The organism is Streptomyces caelestis (genome assembly GCF_014205255.1).
GTDB classification, from domain to species: domain Bacteria; phylum Actinomycetota; class Actinomycetes; order Streptomycetales; family Streptomycetaceae; genus Streptomyces; species Streptomyces caelestis.
The window spans coordinates 1,998,227-2,010,963 of the sequence record NZ_JACHNE010000001.1 but is presented as its reverse complement, the minus strand read 5'-3'; the positions used below and the strand labels follow the sequence as shown (position 1 = coordinate 2,010,963).

The window sequence follows — 12,737 nt, the reverse complement described above, 5'->3', positions numbered from 1 at the left end:
GCGTCCCTTAGCGACCTCACGCAGAAATCGGCAATGGACGAGGAGATCCAGGGGACGCAGAGTGGTTCCATGGAGACCTTCGAGAACCTCGTCCGTGCCGAGTTCGCCCCGAAGCACACCTTCCTCAACACCGCGAGCAACGGGCTCCTGCCCGCCCGTACCGTCACCGCCGTGCAGCAGGCGGTGCGGATGCGCGCGGAGGGTACGCCCCTGGGTCCCCTGTACGAGGACGTCGAGGCCGCCCGCGCGTCCTTCGCCCGGCTGGCCGGCGTGCCGGCCGAGCGGGTCGCCACCGGCGCCTCGGTCGCCGAGTACGGAGGGCTGATCGCCGCCTCGCTGCCCGCGGGCGCCGAAGTCCTCACGGCGGAGGGCGACTTCGCCTCCCTGGTCAATCCGTTCCACGCGCGCGGAGACCTCAAGGTGCGCGCCGTGCCCCTGGAGCGGCTCGCCGAGTCCGTCCGCCCCGGCACCGCGCTCGTCGCGGTCAGCACCGCACAGTCCGCCGACGGCCGGCTCGCCGACCTGCCGGCCGTGCGCGAGGCGGCCCGGGCGTACGGGGCCCGTACCTACGTCGACGCCTCCCAGTCGGCCGGCTGGCTGCCGATGGAGGGCGACGCGGACGACTTCCTCGCCGCCGTCGGCTTCAAGTGGCTGCTGGGACCGCACGGGGCCGCGTTCTTCGTCGCCCCGCAGGACTTCGGCGGGCTCACCCCGCTGCTCGCCGGCTGGGCCGCGGGTGAGGTCCCGTGGGAGAGCTGCTACGGCCCCGTCGAGGAACTCGCCCACTCCGCACGGCGCTTCGACATCAGCCCCGCGCTCTTCGCCTACGCCGGGATGCGCGCCTCCCTGGGACTGCTGGAGGACATCGGTGTCGACGTCGTGCACGCCCACGATGCCGCCCTCGCGGACCGCTTCCGCGTCGGGCTCGCCGAGCTGGGTCATGAGCCGGTGCCCGCGCCGGGCTCGGCGATCGTGTCCGTGCCGGGGCTCGGCCACCGGCAGGGCGAACTGAGCCGGGCGGGCATCGAGGTGGCCGACCGGGCGGGGAATCTGCGGGCGGCGTTCCACCTCTACAACACCCCGGCGGACGTCGACCGCCTTCTCGAGGTCCTGGCCGCATGACACAACCGGGCGGGGCCTCCCGTCCCACACGAGGAGGCCCCGCCCGGCAGCTGTGTCACCCGGTCACTTCACCGGCGAGAGCGGTCACCGCACCGGCGTGAAGTCCCGCGCACCGATGAACTCCGGCCGCCGCACCGGCGCCGCGAACGGCTCCACCGCCGCGTTCTCCACGCTGTTGAACACGATGAAGACGTTCGACCGCGGGAACGGCGTGATGTTGTCGCCGGAGCCGTGCATGCAGTTGCAGTCGAACCACGTCGCCGAACCGGCCTTGCCCGTGAACAACTTGATGCCGTGCTGCGAGGCCAGCTGGGTCAGCGCCTCGTCGGAGGGCGTGCCCGCGTCCTGCATCTGCAGCGACTTCTTGTAGTTGTCCTTCGGCGTGGCCCCCGCGCACCCGAGGAACGTCTTGTGCGACCCCGGCATGATCATGAGCCCGCCGTTGGTGTCGTAGTTCTCGGTCAGCGCGATCGAGACCGACACCGTGCGCATCCGCGGCAGACCGTCCTCGGCATGCCACGTCTCGAAGTCCGAGTGCCAGTAGAAGCCACTGGCCCCGAAGCCCGGCTTGACGTTGATCCGCGACTGATGGACGTAGACGTCCGAGCCGAGGATCTGCCGCGCCCGGCCGACGACCCGCTCGTCGCTCACCAGCCTGGCGAACACCTCGCTGATCTTGTGTACCTCGAAGACCGAGCGGATCTCCTTGGACTTCGGCTCGACGATCGACCGTTCGTCGGCGCGGATGTCCGGGTCGTTCACCAGCCGGTTCAGCTCGTTCCGGTAGACCACGACCTCGTCGTCCGTGATGAGCTGGTCGATGGCGAGGAAGCCGTCACGCTCGAAGGACAGCAGGTCGGCCGGCCCGACCGGGCCGGGTGCGTCCGGCGCGCCCCAGACGACCGGGTCCTGGCGCGGGGTGAGCACCTCGGTGGCACCGCGACTGGGGTAGAGGTCGGGGATACCGGTGGTGGTGTCGATGGTGGCGGTCATGGAAACGTCACACCTCCTCGGTGAGCAGCGGGTAAACGCCGTTCTCGTCGTGGTCCTCCCGTCCGGTCACGGGCGGATTGAAGACGCAGAGGCAGCGGAAGTCCTTCTTGATCCGCAGCGTGTGCTTCTCGTGCCCGTCCAGGAGGTACATGGTCCCGGGCGTGATGGTGTGCGTCTGCCCGGTCTCGTGGTCGGTCAGCTCGGCCTCGCCCTCCACGCAGACGACGGCCTCGATGTGGTTCGCGTACCACATCGACGTCTCCGTACCCGCGTACAGGATCGTCTCGTGCAGGGAGAAGCCGACCTTCTCCTTGGCGAGGACGATGCGTTTGCTCTCCCACGTGCCGGACGCCGCCTTCACGTGCCGGTCGGTACCTTCGATCTCCTTGAACGAACGGACAATCACGGTGCTGCGATGCCTCCTAGATGGGTGGTGCCGGTTGGTTGGTCAGGCGGTCTCGCGGACGGCGCGGGCCAGCATCGACAGGCCCTCGTCCAGTTCCTCGGGCGTGATGGTCAGGGCGGGGAGCAGTTTCACGACCTCGCTCTCGGGCCCGGACGTCTCGATGAGCAGCCCCAGCTCGAAGGCGCGCTTGGCGATCCTGCCCGCGCGCTCCTTGTCGTGGAACTCCATGCCCCACACCAGGCCGCGGCCCCGGTACTCCTTCACGTCGGCCAGGTTCTCCTCGGTGATGGAGATCAGTGCCTGCTCGACCTGCTCGCCGCGCTTGCGGGTCTGCTTCTCCATCGCGGAACCGTCGGCCCAGTACGCCTCCAGGGCCGCGGTGGCCGTGACGAAGGCGGGGTTGTTGCCGCGGAAGGTGCCGTTGTGCTCGCCCGGCTCCCAGACGTCCAGCTCGGGCTTGAACAGGCACAGCGACATGGGCAGGCCGTAACCGCTGATCGACTTCGAGACGGTGACGATGTCCGGCGTGATGCCCGCCTCCTCGAAGGAGAAGAAGGCGCCGGTACGGCCGCAGCCCATCTGGATGTCGTCGACGATGAGCAGCATGTCCTGCCGCTCGCACAGCTCGGAGAGCGCACGCAGCCACTCGGGCCGGGCCACGTTGATGCCGCCCTCGCCCTGCACGGTCTCCACGATCACGGCGGCCGGCTTGTTCAGGCCCGAGCCCTGGTCCTCCAGGAGCCGCTCGAACCACAGGAAGTCCGGGACCTGGCCGTCGAAGTAGTTGTCGAACGGCATCGGCGTGCCGTGCACCAGCGGGATACCGGCGCCGGCCCGCTTGAAGGCGTTGCCGGTCACGGCCAGCGAGCCCAGCGACATGCCGTGGAAGGCGTTGGTGAACGACACGATCGCCTCTCGCCCCTTCACCTTCCGCGCCAGTTTCAGCGCGGACTCCACGGCGTTGGTGCCGGTCGGGCCCGGGAACATGACCTTGTACGGCAGGTCGCGCGGCCGCAGCAGCAGGTTCTGGAAGGTCTCCAGGAAGGTGCGCTTGGCGGTGGTCGACATGTCGAGCCCGTGCGCGACACCGTCCCGCTCCAGGTAGTCGATCAGGGCGCGTTTGAGGACGGGGTTGTTGTGCCCGTAGTTCAGTGACCCGGCTCCGGCGAAGAAGTCGAGGTACTCATGGCCGTCCTCGTCGTACATACGGCTGCCCACCGCGCGGTCGAAGACGGTGGGCCAGCCGCGGCAGTAGCTGCGCACTTCGGACTCAAGGGTCTCGAAGACGCTCAGGTCGGGCTGGGTGATGGTCACGACGAATCGCTCCTCGGTGCGTGGGGGAAGTCTGAGGGAGTTCGGGTGGGAGTCAGTGGGCCAGCGGGCCGATGCGGTACAGGACCTCGGCGTCGTGCGGCCCGTCGGGGAACAGGCCCTTGTCGAACAGCACCTCGCGCTCCAGCCGGGCGCCGTGCCGCTCGGCGAAGGAGGTGAACAGGCGCTCCGAGGCGGTGTTGCCCGGGGTGATGGTGGTCTCCACCGTCGTCACCCCGCGCTCGCTGGTGGTCCGGGCGACCAGACCGTCGAGCAGCTTGGCGGCCAGCCCGCGCCCGCGGTGCGCCTCGTCCACGGCCACCTGCCAGACCAGCAGGGTGCGCGGGCTGTCCAGCCGCACGTACCCGGTGATGAAGCCCATCGGTTCGCCGTGCTCGTCACGCGCTACAGCCGATGTGGCCGCGAAGTCGCGGCACCACAGCAGATAGCTGTAGGACGAGTTCAGGTCGAGAACCTTCGAGTCCTTCGCCATCCGCCAGAGCGCGGCTCCGTCAGCCACCGTGGGGCGGTCGATTTGCGGATCTGCTTGTACGGCAGTCATGCGAATTGAACTTACCCAGCGAAATTCGAAATTGCATCGCCGGAAGGGCTTACGTATGAGCCATGGCTGTGTTATCGCGCGGGCGTGAGTGTTCACGCCAAACGGCGGCAAAATGCCCAGTATTGTACGGATAATACCGGGCAAGGCGGTCACGATGTGTATTGCGTCACAGCCATGTAATCCCCACGAGATCTGCCCGAATTTCCCCTCCAAGTGTCCTCAAAATCTTTGGGTTTAGGACCGGAGAAAGCGGGCAGAAGAATACGGGAAGCTATTCTTGAAGCAATTCCTAATTGTGTGCCAGCTTACATATGGGTCCTCTTGGAAAGCACGTGTAATTCAAGCCCCGGTCACTCCGTCGACGCGCTCCCGCAGGAGATCGGCGTGACCGTTGTGCCGTGCGTACTCCTCGATCATGTGGATCAGCACCCAGCGCATGCTGACCTCCATCCCGGGCACCGGCCCCTCGGCGACCCGGCCGATGTGGTCCAGCGCCAGCCCTGCGCACAGCTTCCGCCCCCGGGCTATCTCCCGCCGCCAGATCCCGAGCGCCTCGTCGAGCCCCCGCCCGGGGTCCAGCGTGTATCCGGTGCCGTCCTCGTACACCGGCGGCACGTCGAGCCCGGCGGCCACCCGCTGGAACCAGTTCCGCTCGACCTCGGCGAGGTGCTGCACCAGCCCGAGCAGCGTCAGCGTGGACGGCTCGGCCGACGCGGTCCGCACCTGCGCGTCGTCCAGCCCGGCGCACTTCAGCTCCAGCGTGGCCCGGTGGAAGTCCAGCCAGCTCTCCAGCATGGCCCGCTCGTCACCGGTCAGGTGCGGGACGGGACGGCCGTCGGGAAGGGTGATGGGGGTGTCGATGGGGGTGTCGGCAGTCATGCGGGGAGCATGGCACGGGCCACTGACAACGCCGGGCCCCTGCTACCGCCACGCCTCCTCGGCCGCCCGCAGCGCCCCCTCCACATCCACCGACAGCCCCGCCTCCGAGAGCGCGGCACCCAACGCCGCCAGACTCGCCCGCACGGCCCCCGGCGTCGCATCGGCCCCGTAGTGATTGACCCGGATCATCTCCTTGGACAGCGCACCACCGCCGGCGGCCACGGGCACCGCCGGATCCGCCTCCAGCGCCCTGGCCACCAGCTCCGAGGCCACCGCCCCGGACGGTGCCCGGAGCGTCGTGGCGACGGGCGCCGCGTCCCGCGCCTCGTACACATACGGCTCCAGTCCACCGCCGAGCGCGACCGCCCCGGCCCGCGTGGCCGCCGCCGCGGAGGCGTGCCGGGCCATCACCGTGTCCGATCCCACCGCCTCGATCCGCTCCACGCACGCCTCCAGAGCCAGCATCTCCAGCTGCGCCGGAGCGTGCAGCAGCGCCTTGCGGCCGCCGTCGATCCACCGCTCCTTCCAGTCGAGCAGCGACAGATACGACCGGCGCGGCGCCCGCGGGTTCGCCGCCATCCGGGCCCAGGCCCGCTCGCTCACCGACACGGCCGACACGCCGGCCGGCCCGCCCATCGCCTTCTGCGCCCCGATCACGCACAGGTCCACGCCCCACGCGTCCGGCAGCACGGGCTCGGCACCGATCGACGCCACCGCGTCCAGGTAGAACAGGGCCCCGTGCTCGCGTACCACCTCGCCGATCTCCGCGACCGGATTGGTGTTGCCGGTCGCCGCCTCCGCGTGCACCAGGGACACGAAGTCGATCTCCGGGTGTTCGGCGAAGGCCTGCCGGATCTGCTCGGCCGTGACCGCCGTGTGGAAGGGCACCGCCAGGTCGACCACCGTCGCGCCGCAGTCCCGCAGCCAGTCGCCGAAGGTCTGCCCGTACGGGCCCGTGATGACGTTCAGGGCCGTCGTGCCCGGACCGGCCGCGGCACGGATCGCGCCCTCCAGCGGCAGCAGCGCCTCGCCCTGCATGATCACGACGTCCTGCTCGGTGCTCAGCAGCCGCGCCACACGGTTCTCGATCGCGGCGAAACGGTCCGCACCGAGCGGGGCGAGGTCCAGAAACGGATGCGTCACGGTGGCACTCTCTTCACGTGCGGGGACAACTCGCGAAGGCAACTCGCGGGGACAACGGGAACGAGCGTAACCGCCGCGTCCCGGCCCTCTTCGACCGGTGACTTCCCAGGCCCGACGGCTCCGCAGCCATCGGATTGTTTTCAGCCACCCAAACTTCTCCTTATGATCAGAACCCCCAGTTCACTCACAGGAGGCTCGCCGTGAACACGCACCCCGGGCACCGGGCCCGCATCCTGGCCGCCACCACCGCGACGGCCGGTCTGCTGCTCGTGGCCGGCTGCACCTCCACCGAGGACGGCGGCAGCAGTACCAAGACGGCCCCCGGCGGCGTCGAACTCGCCAAGGCGGGGCAGCTCACCACCTGCACCCACCTGCCCTATCCGCCGTTCCAGTCGGAGATCGACGGCAAGGTGCAGGGCTTCGACGTGTCGCTGATCGACCTGGTCGCCAAGGACCTGGGCGTGAAGCAGGACATCGTCGACCAGCCCTTCGAGAACTTCAAGACCGGCGGGTCCCTCAACGCCGGCCAGTGCGACCTCGCCGCGGCCGGCATGACCATCACCGAGGAGCGCAAGAAGAACGTCGACTTCTCCGACCCGTACTTCAACGCCACCCAGGCCGTGCTGGTCGACAAGAAGAGCGGCATCGGCTCCTTCGCCGAGCTCAAGGGCAGGAAGCTCGGCGCCCAGGCACAGACGACCGGTGAGGACTACGCCAAGAGCAAGGGCCTCGACCCCGTTTCCTTCGAGTCCTCCGACGCCGTCCTCAACGGTCTGCGCACCGGCCAGGTCCAGGCCGTGATCATCGACTACCCCGTCGTCCAGGGCTGGCTGAAGGACAAGGCCAACGCCGACGCCTTCAAGGTCGTCGACAACCTCAGCACCGGTGAGCAGTACGGCTTCACGGTGAAGAAGGGCAACACCAAGCTCCTCGCCGCCATCAACAAGGCGATCGCGGACGCCAAGGCCGACGGCACGTACAAGAAGCTGTACGAGCGGTGGATCGGTCCGTACGACGAGTCCGCCGCGTCGCCCGCCGCCTCATGACGGACACCGACACGCCCGAGGTCCAGCCGAGGAGGAAGGGCCTCACCCGGCGGCAGAAGCGCAGCCTCTCGCGCGGCGTCCAGTACGCCGTGTTCGTCGCGGCCGTGATCGCCTTCGCGGCCTCGGCCGACTGGGACCGGCTCCAGAACCAGTTCGCGCAGGCGGACATCGCCGAGCGCATGTTCCCGGACGTCATCACGCTGGCGCTGAAGAACACCGTGCTCTACACCGTGACCGGCTTCGCCGTGGGGCTGGCCCTCGGCATGGTGATCGCGCTGATGCGGCTGTCCTCCGTCGGCCCGTACCGCTGGCTCGCCGGGATCTACATCGAGATCTTCCGCGGGCTGCCCGCCCTGCTGATCTTCATCTTCATCGGCGTCGCCGTGCCGCTGGCCTTCCCCGGCACCGAGATCATCGGCGGCACGTACGGCAAGGTCGCCCTGGCGCTCGGCCTGGTGGCCGCCGCGTACATGGCCGAGACGATCCGCGCCGGCATCCAGGCCGTGCCCAAGGGGCAGATGGAGGCGGCCCGTTCGCTCGGCTTCTCGCCCGCGCGGGCCATGATCTCCATCATCATCCCGCAGGCGTTCCGCATCATCCTCCCGCCGCTCACCAACGAACTGGTGCTGCTGTTCAAGGACTCCTCGCTGGTGCTGTTCCTCGGCGTCACCCTGGAGGAGCGCGAACTGTCCAAGTTCGGCCGCGACCTGGCCAGCCAGACCGCCAACTCCACGCCGATCCTGGTCGCCGGACTCTGCTACCTGCTGGTCACGATCCCGCTCGGCTTCGTCGTACGCCGCATGGAGGCGAAGGCCCAGGAGGCCGTCACATGAGCCGACCCGAGATCGAGGTACGCGCGCTGCACAAGTCGTTCGGCGCCAACGAGGTGCTGCGCGGCATCGACCTGGAGATCGGCCGGGGCGAGGTCGTCTGTGTCATCGGCCCGTCCGGCTCCGGCAAGTCGACGCTGCTGCGCTGCGTGAACCTGCTGGAGGAGCCGACCAAGGGGCAGGTCTTCGTGGGCGGCACCGAACTGACGGATCCCGACGTCGACATCGACGCCGTGCGCCGCCGCATCGGCATGGTCTTCCAGCAGTTCAACCTGTTCCCGCACCTGACGGTGACCGAGAACCTCACGCTGCCGCAGCGGCGGGTGCTCCGCCGCGACAAGACGGCGGCCGCCAAGGTGGCCGCCGAGAACCTGGCGCGCGTGGGCCTGTCCGAGAAGGCGGCGGCCTATCCCTCGTCCCTGTCCGGCGGCCAGCAGCAGCGCGTCGCCATCGCCCGGGCCCTGGCCATGGGCCCCGAGGTGATGCTGTTCGACGAGCCGACCTCGGCGCTGGACCCCGAACTGGTCGGCGACGTCCTCGCGGTGATGCGCATGCTCGCCGACGAGGGCATGACGATGATGGTCGTCACCCACGAGATGACCTTCGCCCGCGAGGTCGCCGACCGGGTCGTCTTCATGGACGGCGGCGTGATCGTGGAGGACGGCACCCCCGAGCAGGTCATCGGCAACCCGCGCCACGACCGCACCCGCCACTTCCTCTCCCGCCTCCTCGACCCCGCCATGGCCGAGGTGAAGGAGGAGACCTCGGACCAGGTGGGCAAGGCCGACTAGCGGCTGACTAGGGTGCCGTACATGAGCGATCGCACGGTGCTGCATGTGAAGGGACGGGTGCTCGTCGGACCCGAGGAGGTCCGCGACGAGCTGTGGGTCGTCGACGGCCGGATCTCCTACGACCGTCCCACCGGCGCCCGCGACATCCGTACCGTCAGGGGCTGGGCCCTGCCCGGTCTCGTCGACGCGCACTGCCACGTGGGACTGGACCGGCACGGCGCGGTCCCCAGGGACGTCGCCGAGAAGCAGGCGCTGACCGACCGGGACGCGGGCACGCTGCTGATCCGCGACGCGGGCTCGCCCTCCGACACCCGTTGGATCGACGACCGCGACGACCTGCCGAAGATCATCCGTGCCGGGCGGCACATCGCTCGCACCCGCCGCTACATCCGCAACTACGCCTGGGAGATCGAGCCGGACGACCTGGTCGCCTACGTCGCCCAGGAAGCGCGGCGCGGCGACGGCTGGGTGAAGCTGGTCGGCGACTGGATCGACCGCGACCTCGGCGATCTGTCGGCCTGCTGGCCGCGCGGGGCGGTGGAGGCGGCGATCGCCGAGGCGCACCGGCTGGGCGCCCGGGTCACCGCGCACTGCTTCTCGGAGGACTCCCTCCAGGACCTCGTCGAGGCGGGCATCGACTGCATCGAGCACGCGACGGGCCTGACCGAGGACCTCATCCCGCTGTTCGCCGAACGGGGCGTCGCCATCGTCCCGACGCTGGTCAACATCGCCACCTTCCCGCAGCTCGCCGACGGCGGCGAGGGCAAGTTCCCGCGCTGGTCGGCCCATATGCGCCGGCTCCACGAGCGCCGCTACGACACCGTCCGGGGCGCCTACGACGCCGGGATCCCGGTCTTCGTCGGCACCGACGCGGGCGGCGGACTCGCCCACGGCCTCGCGGCGGCCGAGGTCGCCGAACTGGTCACCGCGGGCATCCCGCCCGTGGAGGCCCTGGCCGCGGGGACCTGGACGGCCCGGGCCTGGCTCGGCCGCCCCGGCCTGGACGAGGGCGCCCCGGCCGACCTCGTCGTCTACGACGAGGACCCGCGGAAGGACGTGGGCGTGCTGGCCGCGCCGCGCCGGGTGGTGCTGAACGGGCGCGTGGTCGGGTAACCGCGCCGCGCGAGCGCCGCCGCCCTGCGCATCGACCCACCCTCAGGGCGGGAGACCTCATGCGCATCGCACCCCTGACCGGACTGGTGGCCGTCGTCCTGACGCTCGTCGGCTTCCTGCTGCTCGGCGACACACCCGGCTACGACGCCATCGGCTCCGCGGTCAGAGCCTTCTTCGAGGACCACCAGGCCCGGACCGGGGCGAGCCTGTACCTGCTGGAGCTCGCGTCGGTGTTCTTCGTCTTCTTCGCCGCCCACCTGGCCCGTGCCGTACGGGACGTCCCGGCGAGCGGCGGCCGGCTGCGCCTGGCCACCGTCCGCGCCGCCGTCAGCCCGCTGCCCCGCCGGCCGGCCCGGGCCGCCGTCGTGCTCGGCGTCCTGGTCTTCATTCCCTGGGTCAGCTACTTCGCCTTGCCGGCCTCGTACCTGTGGGTCGCCGTCGCCAGCGTCCCGCTGTCCCTCCGCCGCCAGGACGGCACACCGACCGGGACGGCACACCGACCGGGACGGAGGCGGCCGGGACCGCCCGGCGGTGAGCCGTCAGCCCGCCAGCGCACGCTCCAGCGCCCGCAGGAACCCGCCCACCGTCCCCCGGCCCCGCACCGCCAGCCGCAGCCACTCCTCGTCCAGGCCGGGGAAGGTGTCCCCGCGCCGCACGGCGTAGCCGAGGTCGCGCAGGCGGTGGCGTACGGTCGCCGCGTGCGGCAGGCGGATCAGGACGAACGGGCCCTGTGCGGGCTCGACCACCCGTAGCCCGGCCGGGGCGAAGCGGGCGAGGCCCGTCAGCAGGTGGGCCCGGTCCGCGGCGACGCGGTGCGCCGCGTGGGCCGCCTCCGCCACCGCCCGTGGCTCCACGCACGCCTGTGCCGCGGCCAGCGCCGGCGTCGACACCGGCCACAGTGGCTGCGCCCGCTCCAGCTCCTCGATGGTCTCCGACGCCGCCAGCACGTACCCGATCCGCAGTCCCGCCAGCCCCCACGTCTTGGTCAGGCTGCGCAGCACCACGAGGCCGGGCACGTCGACGCGGTCCGCCAGGGCCTCCCGCTCGCCCGGCACCGCGTCCATGAACGCCTCGTCCACCACCAGCAGCCGCCCGGGACGGGCGAGAGAGGCGATCACCTCCGCCGGGTGCAGCACCGACGTCGGGTTCGTCGGATTGCCGATCACCACCAGGTCCGCGGCCTCGGGAACGGCCGCCGGGTCCAGCCGGAAGCCGTCCTCCTCCCGCAGCAGCACCCGGTCGACCGTGTGCCCCGCGTCGCGCAGCGCGGCCTCCGGCTCCGTGAACTGCGGGTGGACCACGACCGGCCGCCGCACCTTCAGCGCCCGCGCCAGCAGCACGAACGCCTCCGCCGCCCCCGCCGTCAGCAGCACCCGCTCCACCGGCAGGCCGTGCCGCGCCGCCACCGCCGCGCGGGCGGCCCGCCCGTCCGGGTAGGCCGCCAACCCGTCCAGCGACGCGGCGATGTGCTCCCGCAGCCACGCCGGCGGAGTGTCCGCGCGGACGTTCACGGCGAGATCGACGAGCGAGCCGCCGTCGTCCCGGACCTCCGCGTCCCCGTGGTGCCGCAGATCGTGGCCGCTGTCCATGCTCCCGGGCTTCTCAGTGCGCATGGGAGTGCGCCCCGTGGTGGTGGTGACCGTGCCCGTGGTGGTGGCCGTCGTCGTCCGGGTGGAAGTGCGGCTGCTGCGGCATCCCCACCCTGTCCTCGAAGCCCGGCAGCGCGACGCGGTAGACACACGAGTCGCAGTTCATCCGCAGATCACCCTCGACGGCCTCCGCGTACCGCTCCCACACCAGATCCAGCAGCTCCGGCTCCGGCCCGATGACGTCGGCCGAGCGCACCTCGACCTCCGGGTGCGCCGCCGCCCAGCCCTCGGCCTGCATCCGCACCCGGTCCGGCAGGATGCCGGTGAACAGGAAGTAGGGGAGCACCACGATCCGGCGGGCACCCAGCCGCGCACACCGGTCGAGTCCGCTCGGCACGTCCGGCGCCGCCAGCGACACGAACGCCGTCTCGATCCCCGCGTACCCGCGCCCCTCCCACAGCAGCCGCGCCGCCTTGTACACCTCGGCGTTGGCGTCCGGGTCCGTCGACCCGCGCCCCACCAGCAGCACCGTCACATCGGCCCGGTCACCCGGCCTGCGCCCCGCGGCGCCGCCCAGCGCCTCGTCCAGCCGCCGCTCCAGCACGTTCAGCAGCGCTGGATGCGGGCCCAGCGGACGCCCGTACGTGTACGAGATCCCGGGGTGGCGTTCCTTCTCGCGGGCCAGCGCCGCCGGGATGTCGCCCTTGGCGTGCCCGGCGGACACCAGCATCAGCGGCACGGCGGCGAACCGCCGTACGCCCCGCTCCACCAGCTCGGCGACGGCCTCGCCCAGCGGCGGCGGGGACAGTTCGATGAAGCCGCCCGCTACGGGCAGTTCCGGGTGGCGGGCCCCCAGCTCCCGCACGAAGTCGCGGAACGCCTCGGCTCCGGCGTCGTCACGGGTGCCGTGGCCGGCGATGAGCAGGGCGGGCGGGGTGGTCACAGGTTCTCC

General features: G+C 70.9%; 13 protein-coding genes. 5 read left to right on the top strand and 8 right to left on the bottom strand.

Annotated features, from left to right (window positions below):
- The first annotated feature begins 33 nt into the window (after positions 1–33).
- Positions 34–1,122, top strand: coding sequence for an aminotransferase class V-fold PLP-dependent enzyme (locus tag HDA41_RS09085; RefSeq protein WP_230299574.1), 1,089 nt, complete (start codon positions 34–36; stop codon positions 1,120–1,122).
- A gap of 84 nt (positions 1,123–1,206) precedes the next feature.
- Here the strand turns inward: HDA41_RS09085 and thpD are convergent, their stop codons facing one another.
- The 6 genes from thpD to HDA41_RS09055 all read right to left on the bottom strand — a co-directional run bounded on the left by thpD (position 1,207) and on the right by HDA41_RS09055 (position 6,416).
- Positions 1,207–2,115: an ectoine hydroxylase gene (gene thpD, locus HDA41_RS09080; protein WP_184982361.1), complete on the bottom strand. Its 909-nt coding sequence runs from the start codon at positions 2,113–2,115 to the stop codon at positions 1,207–1,209.
- A gap of 7 nt (positions 2,116–2,122) precedes the next feature.
- Positions 2,123–2,521, bottom strand: a complete 399-nt coding sequence (locus HDA41_RS09075) for an ectoine synthase (protein WP_184982359.1) — start codon at positions 2,519–2,521, stop codon at positions 2,123–2,125.
- Between the two features lie 42 nt (positions 2,522–2,563).
- Complete coding sequence (gene ectB / locus HDA41_RS09070) at positions 2,564–3,835, bottom strand: diaminobutyrate--2-oxoglutarate transaminase (RefSeq protein ID WP_184982358.1); 1,272 nt, start codon at positions 3,833–3,835, stop codon at positions 2,564–2,566.
- A gap of 52 nt (positions 3,836–3,887) precedes the next feature.
- The gene (gene ectA, locus HDA41_RS09065; protein ID WP_184982357.1) at positions 3,888–4,394 is read right to left on the bottom strand and encodes a diaminobutyrate acetyltransferase; all 507 of its coding nucleotides are present in this window, start codon (positions 4,392–4,394) and stop codon (positions 3,888–3,890) included.
- Positions 4,395–4,733: 339 nt separating this feature from the next.
- Positions 4,734–5,273 carry a DinB family protein gene (locus HDA41_RS09060; protein WP_184982356.1) on the bottom strand — a complete coding sequence of 180 codons (540 nt, stop codon included), beginning with the start codon at positions 5,271–5,273 and terminating at the stop codon, positions 4,734–4,736.
- A 42-nt stretch (positions 5,274–5,315) separates the two neighbouring features.
- The gene (locus HDA41_RS09055) at positions 5,316–6,416 is read right to left on the bottom strand and encodes a pyridoxal-phosphate-dependent aminotransferase family protein (RefSeq protein WP_184982355.1); all 1,101 of its coding nucleotides are present in this window, start codon (positions 6,414–6,416) and stop codon (positions 5,316–5,318) included.
- A 200-nt stretch (positions 6,417–6,616) separates the two neighbouring features.
- Here HDA41_RS09055 and HDA41_RS09050 point away from each other — a divergent pair, with 200 nt between their 5' ends.
- Genes HDA41_RS09050 through HDA41_RS09035 form a run of 4 tightly spaced genes read left to right on the top strand, consistent with a single transcriptional unit; the run spans position 6,617 to position 10,196 of the window.
- Complete coding sequence (locus HDA41_RS09050) at positions 6,617–7,462, top strand: basic amino acid ABC transporter substrate-binding protein (protein ID WP_184982354.1); 846 nt, start codon at positions 6,617–6,619, stop codon at positions 7,460–7,462.
- Positions 7,459–8,295, top strand: a complete 837-nt coding sequence (locus HDA41_RS09045) for an amino acid ABC transporter permease (protein WP_184982352.1) — start codon at positions 7,459–7,461, stop codon at positions 8,293–8,295. Before HDA41_RS09050 ends, HDA41_RS09045 begins: the two co-directional genes overlap by 4 nt.
- Positions 8,292–9,083 carry an amino acid ABC transporter ATP-binding protein gene (locus tag HDA41_RS09040; protein WP_184982350.1) on the top strand — a complete coding sequence of 264 codons (792 nt, stop codon included), beginning with the start codon at positions 8,292–8,294 and terminating at the stop codon, positions 9,081–9,083. The genes HDA41_RS09045 and HDA41_RS09040 overlap by 4 nt, the downstream gene beginning before the upstream one ends.
- Positions 9,084–9,104: 21 nt before the next feature.
- The gene (locus tag HDA41_RS09035) at positions 9,105–10,196 is read left to right on the top strand and encodes an amidohydrolase family protein (protein WP_184982348.1); all 1,092 of its coding nucleotides are present in this window, start codon (positions 9,105–9,107) and stop codon (positions 10,194–10,196) included.
- 539 nt (positions 10,197–10,735) lie between these two features.
- On the opposite strand, the gene cobC is transcribed toward HDA41_RS09035, so the two are convergent.
- The gene (gene cobC, locus HDA41_RS09030; RefSeq protein ID WP_184982346.1) at positions 10,736–11,809 is read right to left on the bottom strand and encodes an Rv2231c family histidinol phosphate aminotransferase CobC; all 1,074 of its coding nucleotides are present in this window, start codon (positions 11,807–11,809) and stop codon (positions 10,736–10,738) included.
- Positions 11,799–12,728, bottom strand: a complete 930-nt coding sequence (locus HDA41_RS09025; protein ID WP_184982344.1) for a sirohydrochlorin chelatase — start codon at positions 12,726–12,728, stop codon at positions 11,799–11,801. The genes cobC and HDA41_RS09025 overlap by 11 nt, the downstream gene beginning before the upstream one ends.
- Between the last annotated feature and the right edge of the window lie 9 nt (positions 12,729–12,737).

What these genes read in the sequence shown, in the direction of transcription:
- ectA (WP_184982357.1), bottom strand. Translation starts at nt 4,394, where the DNA reads ATGACTGCCGTACAAGCAGATCCGCAAATCGACCGCCCCACGGTGGCT.
- HDA41_RS09040 (WP_184982350.1), top strand. Translation starts at nt 8,292, where the DNA reads ATGAGCCGACCCGAGATCGAGGTACGCGCGCTGCACAAGTCGTTCGGC.
- HDA41_RS09060 (WP_184982356.1), bottom strand. Translation starts at nt 5,273, where the DNA reads ATGACTGCCGACACCCCCATCGACACCCCCATCACCCTTCCCGACGGC.
- HDA41_RS09035 (WP_184982348.1), top strand. Translation starts at nt 9,105, where the DNA reads ATGAGCGATCGCACGGTGCTGCATGTGAAGGGACGGGTGCTCGTCGGA.
- cobC (WP_184982346.1), bottom strand. Translation starts at nt 11,809, where the DNA reads ATGCGCACTGAGAAGCCCGGGAGCATGGACAGCGGCCACGATCTGCGG.
- HDA41_RS09085 (WP_230299574.1), top strand. Translation starts at nt 34, where the DNA reads ATGGACGAGGAGATCCAGGGGACGCAGAGTGGTTCCATGGAGACCTTC.
- thpD (WP_184982361.1), bottom strand. Translation starts at nt 2,115, where the DNA reads ATGACCGCCACCATCGACACCACCACCGGTATCCCCGACCTCTACCCC.
- HDA41_RS09045 (WP_184982352.1), top strand. Translation starts at nt 7,459, where the DNA reads ATGACGGACACCGACACGCCCGAGGTCCAGCCGAGGAGGAAGGGCCTC.